This is a genomic window from Rathayibacter sp. PhB151, from assembly GCF_004366415.1.
Classification (GTDB): Bacteria; Actinomycetota; Actinomycetes; order Actinomycetales; family Microbacteriaceae; genus Rathayibacter; species Rathayibacter festucae.
Window position 1 is genome coordinate 642,936 of the sequence record NZ_SOEN01000007.1, and the last position, 13,818, is coordinate 656,753.

The following is a 13,818-nucleotide window of genomic DNA, read 5'->3' on the forward strand; positions in this document are numbered from 1 at the left end:
GGCGTGGGCGGTGGCGGCGGTCGCTAGATCATACGGTACGTCTCGTCTAGAGCCGCTGTACGCTCGTCGCATGACGGAGCACCGGAGCGGACCGGTCCGCAGCGCCGCGGCACGCGAGTCGGTCCTCGAGGCGACCGCCCGGCTGTTCCTGCAGCGGGGCTGGGACCACCTCACGATGGAGGGCATCGCGAAGGACGCCGGGGTCTCCAAGCAGACCGTCTACCGCTGGTGGCCCTCCCGCGGCGCGCTGATCGCCGACTGCATGATCGAGGGCCGGCTCGTCGCGATCGAGGTGCAGCTCCCGGACACCGGCGACCTCCGCCGCGACCTCGGGGTCTGGCTCGCGCCCATCCTGGAGCTCGCGGGCAGTGAGCCCGGCGCGTCGCTGGTGCGCTCGCTGATCGCCGCCGGCGCGGAGGACGCCGCCGTGGGGGAGCGACTGGGCCGCGCGTTCGGCGTGGACCAGACGCTCTCGGACCGCTTCGCGAAGGCGGTCGAGGCGGGGCAGCTCCCGGCCGACGCCCCGGTCGACGAGCTCGGGCTCTCGATCCTCGGGGCGATCATCCTGCCGGTCGTCGGGCGGCGGCCGCTCGTCGCCGCGTCCGTGCTCGGGCACGTCGACTTCCTGCTCCGGCCGCGCGGCTGAGGCGGCGGCCGGAGCAGGCTCACATCGGGATCAGGCTCACGTCAGGATCAGGCCCAGGCCCAGGAGGCGAGGACCGACTCGGCGACGGCCTCGCGCTGGTCGTCGTCCACGGTGGGGCTGAACGAGAAGGTGACGACGTAGGTCTGGCCCTCGTCGGTGACGTAGTACTGCTCGACGGCGTAGCTGGTGCCCGACGCGCTGAGGTTCGCGCTGAGGTGCGCGGACTCGGCTCCCGCGACGACGACGCGGTCGTTGGCCTCGACGTCGGTGGCCCCGGCGTTCTCGAGCTCGGTGACTCCCGCGCCCTCGACCTGCTCGGCGGAGACCTCGCCGGCGGGGCTGAGCACGACGTTCACGTTGTCGGCGAAGCCGTCGGTGTCGGTGAGGTCGGCGGCGAGGGTGTCCGCGCCCATGCTCGCGGGGTCGGCGTCGGGGGTGCCCCAGCCCTCGGGCACGGAGTAGGAGTAGCCGTCGCCGGTGATCGTGTCGCCGGTCGCGGCGGCCGTGTCGATGGAGTCGGCGTCGCTGCCGGAGTCGGTGCCGGCGGGGGAGGAGCAGCCGGCGAGGAGGACGAGGAGGGCGGCGGCGGTGGCCGTGGTGGCGGTGGCGCCGAGGCGCGCGGGAGCGCCGTGGCGCGTGATTCGTGACATCCCTGCACGCTAGCGACGACGATCGAGCCGCCGCATCCCCCTCGCCGGGGAGGACGGCGCTCCGGCTACGCTGGTGGCCCTATGGCATCCGACAGCGAACCCTCCGTCACCCTCACCGATCCGCTCGAGGAGCGCCTGCGCGCCCAGGTCGCCCGCGAGGGCGAGCGCGCGGTCGCCCTGCGCTCGGCCGCGCTGCTGACCGGCGGCTACGAGGGCGAGGCCTTCCTGCTCACCGTCGGCGGCGAGCACGCGGCGGGCGTCCTGCAGGGGGCGCCCTCGCTGTACTGGCCGGAGCTGTGGGGCGCGCGCGCCATGCTCTACGTCTGGGACGACACGGCGGCCGACGCGGTCCTCGCCGGGCTGGCCAACCCGGCCTGGCGCGTGCGCGAGATGTGCGCCCGGGTCTGCGCCGAGCGGGTCCTCGGCGGGCAGAAGAAGCTGGCGCGGCTCACCACCGACGAGCACGCGCGGGTCCGCGCGGCCGGTGCGCGGGCGCTCGTCGCCGCCGCGGTCGCCGGGATCGGCTCGGGGCGCGACGCGAAGGGCGAGTTCGCGGCGAGCGTCGAGCAGACGCTGACCTCGATGGTCCGCGACCCGGACAAGGACGTGCGGCGCGACGTGCGGGCCGCACTGGACCAGCTCCGCGACGCCCGCAGCTGAGGAGCCTCCCCTCGGAGGTGCTGCTCAGCCGCCGACGTGCGAGCCGAAGCCGGACTTGCCCGTGCCGCCGAAGCCGCCCGCGAGGGTGGCCTTCGAGCCGGGAGTCGCTCCCGCCGGCGCCTTCTGCACCACGTCGGGCTGGGTCGCCCCGCGCGCCGCGAAGCCGCCGCTCGTGACCGGGGCCCAGCTGGTGGCGCGGGTCGAGTTCCAGCGCGACGACGCGAAGATCAGCGGGCCGACCCAGAAGCCGCCGGCGTAGTGCCCGCGGTACTCGTCGGTCGCCTCGCAGAGCTGCTCCGGATCGTCGCCGACCTCCTCGCCCTGGGCCTGCAGCTGCGCGATCTGCTCCCGGACGTCCGCCAGGCAGTCTTCGCGGCTCGCGTAGACCGGGCGCTCGGCGTTCTCGGGGATGACGTAGTCCTGGCCGTCGGCGCCGGTGGTGACCACGCCGTCGGTGGAGGGGTTCGCGGAGTTCAAGGCGACCGCGAGACCGAGCACGCCGACGGCGACCACGCCGCCGATGACGAGCCCGCGGCGCTTGGAGGCGATGCCGCTGATGCCGACGTCGCCGGAGCGGCGGCGGGTGCGGGTGGTGCCCGGGTCGCCGGCGGGGGAGTCCTGCGGAGCGTCCTGGGGGCGGTGGTCGGGCCGGTCGTCGGGGGTGGTCATCGGGTCTCCTCGTCCTGCGGGCGGTTCTCCCGCGCGTCCTGGGGTCGCGTGTCCTGGGGTCGGCCGTGCTCGGCGCCGCCCTGCTCGGGGCCGCCCTGCTCGGGTCGGCCCTGTTCGGGACGGCCGAAGAGGGGCTCGTCGCGGGCGGTCCGGCCCTCCTCGATGAAGTGCGGCACGAACTCCGCGAGGTCCCCGGTGATCGGTCCGCCGGTCTCGCGGACGTCGATGCCGGCCGGCGTCTCGCCGACGATCCAGCTGCCGATCACGACCGTCCGGCCGTCGATCCGGGCGAGATCGGCCCGGGCCTGGTGCACGAAGCCCTCCTCTCCGTAGGAGCCGCCGTTCTCGGCGACGAGCGCGCCGTCCGCGTCGAGGATCGTCACGTTCGCGCCCTCCCGGCCGAGCCGGGGCTTGCGCACCTGCGCCGTGCCGACCAGCGGCTCGACGGAGGCGGGGAGCAGGTTCGGATGGCCCGGGAACAGCTCCCAGAGCACCACGAGCAGCTGCTTGTTGCTGAGCAGCAGCTTCCAGGCCGGCTCGACCCAGCGGGTGCGCTCGCGCCGGTCGAGCAGGAGCCCGCCGAACTGCTCGCCGAGCATCCACTCCCAGGGGTAGAGCTTGAAGATCCGCCGGATCGGCTCGCCGTCGGCGTCGAGAAAGCCGGCGCCGTCGAGCTCGTAGCGGATGTCCTCCACGAAGATCAGCTTCGGGTCGAAACCCGCCTGCGCCGCGGTCTCGGCCATGTAGGCGACGGTGTCCGCGTCCTCGACGATCAGCTCGCCGTCGCCGGAGTCGTGCAGCGAGGCGAGGTGCAGCCGTGCGCCCTCGTCCAGCTGCCAGCGGTCGACGCGGAGGTGCCGCCACTGCTCGACGAGCTGCTCGTGCAGGCCGTTGAACTGGTCGGCCTCGGGGCCGCGCGTCTCCTCCAGCCACTGCCACTGCGCGGCGGCCGTCTCGACCAGCGAGGTCGGGGTGTCGGCGTTGAACTCGAGGAGCTTCACCGCGCCCTCGCCGTCGTAGGCGAGGTCGAACCGCCCGTAGACCGTGGGGTCGTCCTCGTCCCAGGAGGTGCGGACCAGCTCGTGGAAGCGCTCCGGGATGCCGAACTCGGCGAGGCGGCCGGTGCGGACGACGTGCTCGCAGGCGTCCATGCAGCGGTCGAAGAGCTCCTGGGTCGCCGTCTCGAGCAGCTCGATCTCGGCGAGCGCGAAGCCGTAGGCCGCCGACTCGTTCCAGTAGGGCCGGCCGCCCTCGGAGGGGAGGTCGTAGAAGCTGAAGCCGACCTCGTCGCAGCGGGCTCGCCAGTCGGGACGCGGGGTCAGGCTGTGTCTGCGCATGGGGGATCCAGTCTACGACCGGCCTCCGACACGGCACCGGGGCCGGTCGCACCGGGCCGCGCACCGCGGCGGGTCAGAGGTAGTCGACGCCGTAGAGGTCGTCGTAGTCCGGCGCCGCATCGCCGTGCGGGGCCGTCGGGAGCGGAGCCTCGTCGTGCAGCTCGAGCACGACCGAGCTGGCCGCGGTCAGCAGCACCTCGACCCGCCCGCCGAGCACGGTCGTGAGGGACAGGAAGGCCGGGGCGGTGCGCATCGCCTCGAGCACGTCCTGCTTCGTCCGCTCCATCGTCGCGTCCGCGGCGAGGAGGTACGTCCGCTCGGACACCGTCACCTGCAGCATGGTTCCCCCGTCTCGTGGGGCCTCTCGGCCCGGGTCCTCAGCGTACGGAGCGGAGCGGATCGGGATGACCGCGTTGACCGGCCGACGGCCGTCGGCTAGGGCGCGCTCTCGCGGCCGGTGCCAGCGGGGGGACGGAGCGGTGATCCTCATGCGCTGTCCCGCCACTCCGGCCACGGCGTGACGACCGTCATCGGACCCGCGGCATCCGCACCGCCCGCGCCGCCGGGGGACAGCAGCTCCGCCAGCCGGAGCGCCGCCGCCCGGGCGATCAGCGCGCGGTCGATGGTGAGCGAGGTCAGGCTCGGGAGCATCGCCGCGCCCAGGCTCAGGCCGTCGATCCCCGCGATGCGGACGTCGCGCGGAACCTCGAGCCCGAGGCGGCTCGCCCGCTGCAGGGCGCCGAGCGCCATCATGTCGTTGAACGCGATGACGGCGTCGACCTCGGGGTGCGCGGCCAGCAGCTCGCCGAAGGCGTCGGCTCCACCCGCGATGGTCTCGCCGCCGGTCGCGACGAGCGCGGCCTCGCCGGGCGCGAGGCACTCCTCGAACCGCAGCCGGCGCGCGCTCGGGGCGTACTCGTCCGGTTCGGCGTGGTCGAGCATCCCGATGGTGCGCGCCCCGCGCTCGCGCAGCCCGGCGACCAGCGCGCGCATCCCGGGTGCGAAGTCCACGGCGATGGCGTGCACGCCCGGCAGCTCGTCGTCGCGCTCGATCAGCAGGACCGGCACCCCGCGCGCCGCCCGGCGGATCGACTCCAGGCTCTCCCGGGCGAGATAGCCGACGATGACGTCGACCTGGGTGGCCAGGTCCGCGACGATCTGCTCCTCGGACTCGTTCGTCTCGGCGACGACGACGACCTGCCAGCCGCGCGCGGCGAACTCCTCCAGCAGGTCGGCGGCGAGATCGGTGTAGTACGGGTTCCGCAGCGAGGTGATCACCAGGCCGACCGCGATGCTCTTCTGCCGGGCCATGTTGGCGGCGAACCGGCTGGGGACGTAGCCGAGGGCCTCGCTCACGGCGAGCACGCGCTCGCGGGTGGCGGCGCTGATCTCGGACATGCCGTTCATCGCGCGCGTCACGGTCTGCCGCGAGACGCCGGCCTCCCGGGCGACGTCGCGGATGGTGGCGCGGCGACCCGGCTGGTCTCTCGGCGGACGAGGGGGCATCGGCGGTTCGCCGGAGCGGTCCACGGCGGCCCTCTCTTTCTCAGTCTCGTCTGGCAACACGCATATGGCGTCAGCGCCTCGCGTCTTCGGCGACAGCTGCCTTGACAGGTCGACGGCCGCCAGCTTAGCGTGTGGGCACTCGTGGTCCGTGACCGTTCACGTGAACGGTCACGGTCGCTGCAATCCCCTGCCGCTCACCCTTCGATGGAGAAGAACACCATGCCCCTCGTCACGAACACCCTGGTCCGGCGATCGCTCGCCGGCGCGACCGCGCTCGCGCTGACGGCGGGCCTGGCGGCCTGCACGGACAGCGGTCCGGCCGCGGACGACGGCGCCGTCGACGTCCTCGTCGCGCAGAGCACGGCGCAGGTGCCGGTCGGCGAGACCCCCTGGGCCGCGGCGCTCGCGGCGGAGACCGGCTGCACGGTGAACTGGAGCACGATCGACGACACCGCGTGGAACCAGCAGAAGAACCCCTCGCTCGCCGCGGGGGACGTGCCGGACATCGCGCTCCGGGCCGTCGGCGCGAACGACGCGGTGCAGTACCCGGGCCTCTTCGAGGACATCGCGCCGCACCTGGACGATCTGCCGAACGTGCGGCGGTTCTTCGAGGAGAAGCCCGACGCGCGCCGGCTGGTCGAGAACGAGAAGGGCGAGATCCACTCGCTCTCCTCGTCCCGCGGCAGCGGCTACCGCGGCTCCGGTCAGCACATGATGATCAACCGGGCATGGCTCGACGCCCTCGGCCTCGAGGTCCCGCGGACCTGGGACGAGCTGACGACGGTGCTGCAGGCGTTCAAGACGCAGGACCCGAACGGCAACGGGCAGGCGGACGAGGTCCCGTTCAACGTCCGCCGCCTCGAGACGGCCGGCTTCGGCTGGTACAGCCCGTTCCTGCTGCTGAACTCCACCGGCATCGCGACCTCGTTCAACAAGGGCCCGTCGGCGCAGGGGATCCACGTCTCCGACGGACGGGTCGCCAACTTCCTCGTCTCGGACGAGTACCGCCGGGTGGTCGCGTACCTGCACGAGCTGCTCGCGGCCGGCCTCATCCCGGCCGACGCGCTCACCAAGGACGATTCGGCGTACTACGCCGCTCAGGCGGGGGACGGGGAGACCGCGCAGATCGGCCTGATCTTCGGCTGGTCGCTCGCCGACTTCGGAGATCTCCGCGACCAGTACGTGGCGATGCCCGCTCCCGCCGCCTCCGCGAGCATGTCCGCGGAGGACGTGGTGTGGGACGGCTCGGACAACGAGTACGAGGGCGGGAAGCTCGCCGTCTCGGCGGCCGCGGCGGGCGACGAGTGCGTGTGGAAGGTGGTCGACGCCCTCTACAGCGAGAAGTACTCGATCCAGCAGTTCACCGGATCGATCCCCGAGTTCGTCACGGACGACGGGAACAGCACGTACTCGGTCACCGAGGCGTACCGGGCCGCCGTCGCGGACGGTCGCGACCCCGCGCTCGCCGACCGTCTGGCAGGCTGGATCCCCGACTCCGTCACCCTGAACGGCGACTGGAACCGGGACGATCTCCGCGAGGTGGACGACGTCTACACCGAGCAGTACTCGCACTACGACCACGTGCGCGATCTGATGCCCGACTACGTCCGGCTGTCCGCCGAGGACGCGATCACCGCCGCCAACAACGACACCGCCGTGCTCAACTTCGCGCTGCAGAAGACGTCGCAGTGGATCGCGGAGGGCGGGGTCGACGAGGAGTGGGACGAGTACGTCGCCCAGCTCGAGTCGATCGGCCTCGTGCAGAACGTCGAGCTCTGGCAGAAGGCCTACGACCTCGCCACCGCGACGTCATGACACGGACGGCTCTCGACGCATCCGCTGCCGGGGCACCCGTCGCCCCGGCCGCCGGGGCGACGCTCCCGGTCCCGGTCCCGCCCCGGCCGCTGCGCGCCCTCCGGAGCGTGCGGAACCAGTGGCAGCTCTGGCTGATGGTGCTGCCGGCGCTGGTCTTCACCGCCGTCTTCGCCTACGTGCCGCTCTACGGGCTCCAGCTCGCCTTCCGGACCTACGTCCCGGCGCGCGGGCTCAGCGGCGGGGAGTGGGTCGGCCTCGACTACTTCGTGCAGTTCTTCGAGTCGCCGCTGTTCTCGACGATCGTGCTGAACACCGTGCAGATCAGCCTCTGGACGCTCGCGATGGGATTCGTCGCGCCGATCGTGCTGGCGCTCCTGATCAACCAGATCAGCGCCGGCCGCCTCAAGAGCTTCGTGCAGACGATCACCTACATGCCGCACTTCATCTCGGTCGTGGTGATCGTCGCGATGATCAACATCTTCCTGCGGCCCGAGAACGGGCTCCTCGGCCGGTTCCTGCCGGGTCAGAACCTCCTCGCCGAGCCGGACGCCTTCTCGACGATCTACTGGGTGAGCGAGGTCTGGCAGCACTGCGGCTGGAACGCGATCATCTACCTCGCCGCGCTCTCGACCGTCGACACGTCGCTCTACGAGGCCGCGAAGATCGACGGCGCCGGGCGGCTCCGTCTCATCCGCTACGTCGACATCCCCACGATCCTGCCGACCGCGGCCATCCTGCTCATCCTCAACATGGGGTCGGTGCTGAGCGTCGGCTTCGAGAAGGTCTACCTGATGCAGAACTCGCTCAACCTCTCCTCCGCGGAGGTCATCGCGACCTACACCTACAAGATCGGCATCCTCAGCAATCAGTTCTCCTACTCCACCGCCATCGGCCTCTTCAACACGGTGATCAACTTCTCCCTGCTGATCGTGGCCAACCAGCTCGCCAAGCGCGCCACGGGTTCCAGTGTCTTCTGAGCGCGGAGGGTCTTCTGAGCGCGGAGGGTCGTCGGAGCGTGGAGGCCCGAGCCGCCGCTGGGACCCCTGGACCCCGAGGGAGAGATCGTCCATGACCCCCGCACCGGACACCCGCGGCATCGCCGTCGCCGACGCCCGAGCCGACGGCGGCGCACCCCTCCCGCCGCGCCGACGGCGCCGGACGGTGCCGAAGCGCCCGCTCGACCGGGTGATCGACGCCGTCGCCGGCCTCCTGATCGCGATCGTCGTGCTCGCCGTGCTCTACCCGCTCTGGTTCATCGTGGTGGCGTCGTTCTCCGATCCGGGTGCGGTCTCCTCGGGGCGGCTCACGCTGATCCCGGAGGGGTTCCGGCTCTCGGGCTACGATCGGCTGCTGCAGGACGAGCGGATCTGGAACGGCTACCGGAACTCCGTCGTCTACGCCGTTCTCGGGACGGCGCTGAACCTCCTCGTCACCATCCCGGCGGCGTTCGCGCTCTCCCGGCCCGAGTTCCGTCCGCGGCGGGTGCTGCTGCTGGTGTTCGCGGTCACGCTGTTCTTCTCCGGCGGGCTGATCCCGAACTACCTGCTCTACCGCGATCTCGGGCTGCTGAACTCGATGTGGGTGTTCGTGCTCCCGGGCGCCCTCAGCGTGTTCAACCTGATCATCGCCCGGTCGTTCTTCGAGACCTCGATCCCCGAGGAGCTGCACGACGCGGCCCGCATCGACGGGGTGACCTACCTCGGCTTCTTCCTGCGGATCGTGCTCCCGCTCTCCGCCGCGATCATCGCCGTGATCGGGCTGTACTACTTCGTCGGGCACTGGAACGACTACTTCACGGGCCTGGTCTTCGTCCGCGACGCCTCGCTCCTGCCGCTGCAGAACGTGCTGCAGAGCATCCTGCTCGCGAACCAGTCGGTCGCGGGCCAGGGCGGCAGCGGCGGTCAGTCCGCGCAGCAGCTGCAGGAGACCGCCGATCAGATCAAGTACGGCGTGATCATCGTCTCGACGCTGCCGCTGCTCGTGCTCTACCCGTTCCTGCAGCGCTACTTCGACAAGGGCGTCCTGGTCGGGGCGGTGAAGGGCTGATGGCGTCGCTCGCCGAGCGCTACGAGGCGGCCTGCCGGGTCGTGCTGCTGATCGTGGTCGTCTCGGCGGCGATGCTGCTCTTCACGCTGCGCGGCGCGGTGGTCGCCGGATTCTTCCCCTCGGTGGCCGCCGCGCACGCGGTGCACCGCGCCCGGCTGCTCGACCCGGACGGTCCGTGGTCGCTCCGGCAGACCGTCTCGCTGTTCGCGCGGTCCTGGCGCGACGAGTTCCCGCGGGCGAACCTGCCGGGGTACGTCCTTCTCGGCGTCGGCGCGGTCCTCTGGGTCGACCACCGGATCCTCGGCGGCGTCGAGGTCGACGGACTCGGCGTGGCGGTGACCGGTGTCCTCCTCGTGGTCTCGACCCTCTTCGCGCTGTTCGCCGTGGAGTTCTGGGTGGTCCGCGCGCACTTCGCGGAGCGGACGCGCTGGCAGCTGCGCACCACGGCGCAGCTGCTGCTCGCGCGGCCGCTCTGCACCCTGATGCTGGGCGCGGTGCTGCTCCTGCTGCTGGCACTCGCGACGAGCCTCCCCGGGCTCGGCCTCGTCGCCGCCGGAGCCGTGCTCCCGTTCGCCGCGACCGTCGTCGTCGCCGCCTTCGGCCGGCTGCCGGGCCTCAGCCGATCCGCGGCTCCGTGCTGAGGGAACGGACGCGGTGTCGCCCCACCCTGCTGGTCGAGCAGCCCCGCGGGAGCGAAAGCATGCTGGTTGAAGAACCCCACAGGGGCGAAAGCATGCTGGTCGAGTAGCCCCGCAGGGGCGTATCGAGACCCGCCGTCGGCAGCAGGGCGGTCAGAAGCGGGGCGGGAGGGCGGCGAGCAGCGTGTCGGGCTGCACGGGGAGGTCGCGGACGCGGACGCCGGTGGCGTGGAAGACGGCGTTGGCGACGGCCGCGGCGGTGCCCACGTTGCCGATCTCGCCGATGCCCTTGCCGCCCATCGGCGCGAGGTGCGGGTCCTCCTCGTCCAGCCACTCCGCGCGCAGGTCGAGCACGTCGGCGTTCGCCGCCACGTGGTAGGTCGCGAAGTCGTGGTTGGCGTAGTCGCCGAGCACCGGGTCCAGTGCTCCGTGCTCGTGCAGCGCCATCGAGAGGCCCATGGTCATGCCGCCGAGGAACTGCGAGCGGGCGGTGCGCGGATTGAGGATCCGGCCCGCGGCGAAGACGCCGAGCATCCGCGGCACCTGGATCTCGCCCGAGTCGAGGTCCACCCGCGCCTCGACGAAGTGGGCGCCGTAGGCGTAGCGGGCGAAGTCGCCCATCCCGGCGACGTCCTCCGTGGTGTCGACGACGACGTCGAGGCCCTCCGGGGGCAGCGGCTGCCCGTCGGCGAGCAGGGCGAGCAGGCGGTGGCAGGCCTTGGTGACGGCCCAGCCCCAGGAGCCGGTGCCCGAGGAGCCGCCGGCGACCGGGCCCTGCGGCAGCGCGCTGTCGGCGATGACGATCCCGATCCGGTCGACCGGCACGTCCAGCGCGTCGGCGGCGACCTGGGTGAGCACCGTGCGGGCGCCCTGGCCGATGTCGGTCGCGTTGACCGCGATCACGAAGCGGCCGCCGGGCAGCGCGGTGGCCCGCGCTCCGCTCGGCGAGGTGAGCACGGGGTAGGTGGCGCCGGCGACCCCGGTGCCGACCAGCCAGCGGCCGCGGCGGTCGGCGCCGGCCCGCGGATCGCGGTCCTCCCAGCCGAACAGCTCCGCTCCCCGGCGGAAGCACTCGAGGTAGTGCCGGCTGGAGAACGGCGAGCCCGAATCGGGGTCGACGTCCGGCTCGTTGCGCACCCGCAGCTCGATCGGGTCGATCCCCGCGGCGACCGCGAGCTCGTCCATCGCCGACTCGAGGGCGTACATGCCGGGGCACTCGCCGGGGGCGCGCATCCAGCGCGGCGTCGGCACGTCGAGGGCCGCGACCCGGTGGGTGACCAGCCGGTTGGGCGCCGCGTAGAGGTGGCGGGTGGCCTCACCGGTCTGCTCGGCGAACTCCTGGATCGTGGAGGTGTGCGAGAACGCCTCGTGCGCGATCGCGGTGAGCCGCCCCGCCGCGTCGGCCGCGAGCCGGACGTGCGAGATCGTCGGCGTGCGGTAGCCGGCCAGCGCGAACATCATCTGCCGGGTGTAGGCGATCTTGATCGGCCGGCCGGTGAGGAGGGCCGCCATCGTGGCGAGTACCACGTTCGGTCGCGGCGAGCCCTTCGAGCCGAAGCCGCCGCCGACGTGCTCGCTGCGCACCCGGATGACGGAGGGATCGAGTGAGAACAGCGTCGCCAGGGTCGACTGCACCGAGCTCGTGCCCTGCGAGGAGTCGAGGACGTCGAGGCGGCCGTCGGACCAGGTGACGACCGAGGCGTGCGGCTCCATCGGCGAGTTGAACAGCGCCGGCGTGGAGTAGCGCGCGTCGATCGAGAAAGCCGCTGCCGCGATCGCCGCGTCGACGTCGCCGTCGGAGCTGTCGGTCGGGAAGCCGGCGTTGACCTGCTCCGGCGCGTAGAGCTTCGGCTGGTCCTCGGTGAGCACGACGTCGGTCCCGGAGTCGACGTACTCGACCCGCAGCGCGGCGGCCGCCTCGCGGGCGGTCTCGAGCGTCTCGGCGAGGACGAGCGCGATCACCTGACCGCGGTAGGCGACGGCGTGCGACTGCAGGACCTGCAGCTCCCCGTCCTCCGCGTCCTCGAGCGGCAGCGCGGAGTCGGGGGTGATCACCGAGTGCACGCCGGGCAGCGCGAGCACGGCCTCGACGTCGATCCGCCGCACCATGCCCGTCGCGACGGTCGACTGCACCGGCCAGGCGTGCAGCAGTCCCTCCGGCGAGTGCTCGAAGGCGTAGCGGGCCGCGCCGGTGACCTTCTCGCGGCCCTCCAGCCGGGCCAGCGGTGTGCCCAGCGGTGTGCCGAGCGCGGTCATGCCGCCACCTCCTCGTCGAGTCCGGCGAGCTCGGCGAGGACGCCGACGATCAGCCTGGTGAGCAGCGGGACCTTGAAGGCGTTCTGCTCGGTCGGCGTCGCGGCGGCGAGCTCCTCCTCCGCGGCGCGCGTGAAGGCCTCGACGGTCGCGGGGCCGCCGCGGAGCAGGTCCTCCGCGACCCGCGCCCGCCACGGGAGGTGGGCGGCGGCGCCGAGCGCCAGACGGAGGTCGGTCACGGTCCCGTCGGTCACCTCGAGGGCCGCGGCGACCGAGCCGAGCGCGAAGGCGTAGGAGCGGCGGTCGCGGGCCTTGCGGTAGGTCGAGGTCGCGGCGAACGGCAGCGGCGGCAGCTCGACGGCGGTGATCAGCGCACCGGCCGGCAGGTTCGTGTCCCGTTCGGGGTGCTCGCCGGGGAGCCGGAAGAAGTCGGTGATCGGCAGGCTCGACGGACCGTCGACGGTCTCGACGCGGAGGACGGCGTCGAGCGCGGTGAGCGCGACGGCCATGTCGCCGGGATGGGTCGCGATGCAGACGTGCCCGGGGTCGGCGTCGGTGGCGATGCCGAGGATCGCGAGCTCGCGGGAGACGCCCTTCAGTGCGGAGCAGCCGGTGCCCGGCTCGCGCTTGTTGCACGGCTTCGAGACGTCGGTGAAGGAGGTGCAGCGGGTGCGCTGCAGCAGGTTGCCGCCGGTCGAGGCCTGGTTGCGCAGCTGACCGGAGGCGCCGGCGAGCAGGGCACGGCTGAGGGCCGGGTAGCGGCGCCGGACGAGCGGGTGCGCGGCGAGGTCGCTATTGGCGACTCCCGCGCCGATCAGGAGTCCGCCCTCGGCCGTCTCCTCGACGCCGCCGAAGTCGACGCGGCTGACGTCGACGAGACCCGCCGGGCGCTCGACGCCGAGCTTCATCAGGTCGACGAGGTTGGTGCCGCCGGCGAGCGGCCTCGCCTCGGGCGACGCGGCGAGCAGGCGCACGGCGTCGGCGACGTCCGCGGCCCGCTGGTACTCGAAGGTCCTCATCGCGCGGTCTCCGTCTCGCTCGGGTGCTCCGCCGCGTCGTGGACGGCGGGCACGATGTTCGCGTAGGCGCCGCAGCGGCAGAGGTTGCCGCTCATCCGCTCGCGCACCTCCTCGTCGTCGAGCACGACGTCGTCGGGCACGTCGTCGGCGCCCAGCTCGGCGGTGACGTGGCTGGGCATGCCCGCGCGCGCCTCGGCGAGCATCCCGACCACCGAGCAGATCTGCCCCGGGGTGCAGTAGCCGCACTGGTAGGCGTCGCGCTCGAGGAACGCCCGCTGCACCGGATGCAGGTCGTCACCATCGGCCAGGCCCTCGATCGTGGTCACCTCGCGGCCGTCGAGCGACACCGCCAGCACGAGGCAGCTGTTGGTCCGGCGTCCGTCGAGCAGCACGGTGCAGGCGCCGCACTGGCCGTGATCGCAGCCCTTCTTCGAGCCGGTGAGGTCGAGCCGCTCCCGAAGCAGATCGAGGAGGGTGGTGCGGTTGTCGACCTCGACCGCTCTCGACTCGCCGTTCACGGTGACGTCGATCGCGGTCGACGGCACGGACCTGGTCTCGCTGCGCTGCGCCATGGCTGAA

At 72.6% G+C, this 13,818-nt stretch carries 14 protein-coding genes; 6 read left to right on the forward strand and 8 right to left on the reverse strand.

Annotated elements, in window-relative coordinates:
- Positions 1–70: 70 nt before the first annotated feature.
- Positions 71–646, forward strand: coding sequence for a TetR/AcrR family transcriptional regulator (locus EDF35_RS10450; RefSeq protein WP_123445909.1), 576 nt, complete (start codon positions 71–73; stop codon positions 644–646).
- Positions 647–693: 47 nt separating this feature from the next.
- On the opposite strand, the gene EDF35_RS10455 is transcribed toward EDF35_RS10450, so the two are convergent.
- Positions 694–1,296, reverse strand: coding sequence for a hypothetical protein (locus EDF35_RS10455; RefSeq protein ID WP_133962276.1), 603 nt, complete (start codon positions 1,294–1,296; stop codon positions 694–696).
- An 81-nt stretch (positions 1,297–1,377) separates the two neighbouring features.
- Here EDF35_RS10455 and EDF35_RS10460 point away from each other — a divergent pair, with 81 nt between their 5' ends.
- Complete coding sequence (locus EDF35_RS10460) at positions 1,378–1,956, forward strand: HEAT repeat domain-containing protein (protein ID WP_243839924.1); 579 nt, start codon at positions 1,378–1,380, stop codon at positions 1,954–1,956.
- A 24-nt stretch (positions 1,957–1,980) separates the two neighbouring features.
- Here EDF35_RS10460 and EDF35_RS10465 read toward each other — a convergent pair whose 3' ends face one another.
- The 4 genes from EDF35_RS10465 to EDF35_RS10480 all read right to left on the reverse strand — a co-directional run bounded on the left by EDF35_RS10465 (position 1,981) and on the right by EDF35_RS10480 (position 5,468).
- Positions 1,981–2,625, reverse strand: coding sequence for a hypothetical protein (locus EDF35_RS10465; RefSeq protein ID WP_133962277.1), 645 nt, complete (start codon positions 2,623–2,625; stop codon positions 1,981–1,983).
- A complete protein-coding gene (locus tag EDF35_RS10470; protein WP_133962278.1) occupies positions 2,622–3,962 on the reverse strand; it encodes a glutathionylspermidine synthase family protein in 1,341 nt (446 codons plus the stop codon). The genes EDF35_RS10465 and EDF35_RS10470 overlap by 4 nt, the downstream gene beginning before the upstream one ends.
- 73 nt (positions 3,963–4,035) lie before the next feature.
- Entirely contained in the window at positions 4,036–4,302 is a 267-nt protein-coding gene (locus EDF35_RS10475) for a hypothetical protein (RefSeq protein ID WP_123445913.1), read from the reverse strand.
- Between the two features lie 146 nt (positions 4,303–4,448).
- Entirely contained in the window at positions 4,449–5,468 is a 1,020-nt protein-coding gene (locus EDF35_RS10480) for a LacI family DNA-binding transcriptional regulator (protein WP_133962279.1), read from the reverse strand.
- 219 nt (positions 5,469–5,687) lie between these two features.
- Here EDF35_RS10480 and EDF35_RS10485 point away from each other — a divergent pair, with 219 nt between their 5' ends.
- The 4 genes from EDF35_RS10485 (at position 5,688) to EDF35_RS10500 (ending at position 9,970) form a co-directional block, all read left to right on the forward strand.
- Positions 5,688–7,283: an extracellular solute-binding protein gene (locus tag EDF35_RS10485; RefSeq protein ID WP_208323050.1), complete on the forward strand. Its 1,596-nt coding sequence runs from the start codon at positions 5,688–5,690 to the stop codon at positions 7,281–7,283.
- Positions 7,280–8,260 carry an ABC transporter permease subunit gene (locus tag EDF35_RS10490; protein WP_133962280.1) on the forward strand — a complete coding sequence of 327 codons (981 nt, stop codon included), beginning with the start codon at positions 7,280–7,282 and terminating at the stop codon, positions 8,258–8,260. Before EDF35_RS10485 ends, EDF35_RS10490 begins: the two co-directional genes overlap by 4 nt.
- A gap of 91 nt (positions 8,261–8,351) precedes the next feature.
- Positions 8,352–9,329 (forward strand): carbohydrate ABC transporter permease, encoded by a 978-nt coding sequence (locus EDF35_RS10495; protein WP_133962281.1) that lies wholly within the window; start codon positions 8,352–8,354, stop codon positions 9,327–9,329.
- Positions 9,329–9,970 carry a DUF624 domain-containing protein gene (locus tag EDF35_RS10500; RefSeq protein WP_133962282.1) on the forward strand — a complete coding sequence of 214 codons (642 nt, stop codon included), beginning with the start codon at positions 9,329–9,331 and terminating at the stop codon, positions 9,968–9,970. Before EDF35_RS10495 ends, EDF35_RS10500 begins: the two co-directional genes overlap by 1 nt.
- Before the next feature lie 150 nt (positions 9,971–10,120).
- Here EDF35_RS10500 and EDF35_RS10505 read toward each other — a convergent pair whose 3' ends face one another.
- Genes EDF35_RS10505 through EDF35_RS10515 form a run of 3 tightly spaced genes read right to left on the reverse strand, consistent with a single transcriptional unit; the run spans position 10,121 to position 13,811 of the window.
- Complete coding sequence (locus EDF35_RS10505) at positions 10,121–12,223, reverse strand: xanthine dehydrogenase family protein molybdopterin-binding subunit (protein WP_133962283.1); 2,103 nt, start codon at positions 12,221–12,223, stop codon at positions 10,121–10,123.
- Positions 12,220–13,239: a xanthine dehydrogenase family protein subunit M gene (locus EDF35_RS10510; RefSeq protein ID WP_133962284.1), complete on the reverse strand. Its 1,020-nt coding sequence runs from the start codon at positions 13,237–13,239 to the stop codon at positions 12,220–12,222. The genes EDF35_RS10505 and EDF35_RS10510 overlap by 4 nt, the downstream gene beginning before the upstream one ends.
- Positions 13,236–13,811, reverse strand: coding sequence for a 2Fe-2S iron-sulfur cluster-binding protein (locus EDF35_RS10515; protein WP_133962285.1), 576 nt, complete (start codon positions 13,809–13,811; stop codon positions 13,236–13,238). The genes EDF35_RS10510 and EDF35_RS10515 overlap by 4 nt, the downstream gene beginning before the upstream one ends.
- Between the last annotated feature and the right edge of the window lie 7 nt (positions 13,812–13,818).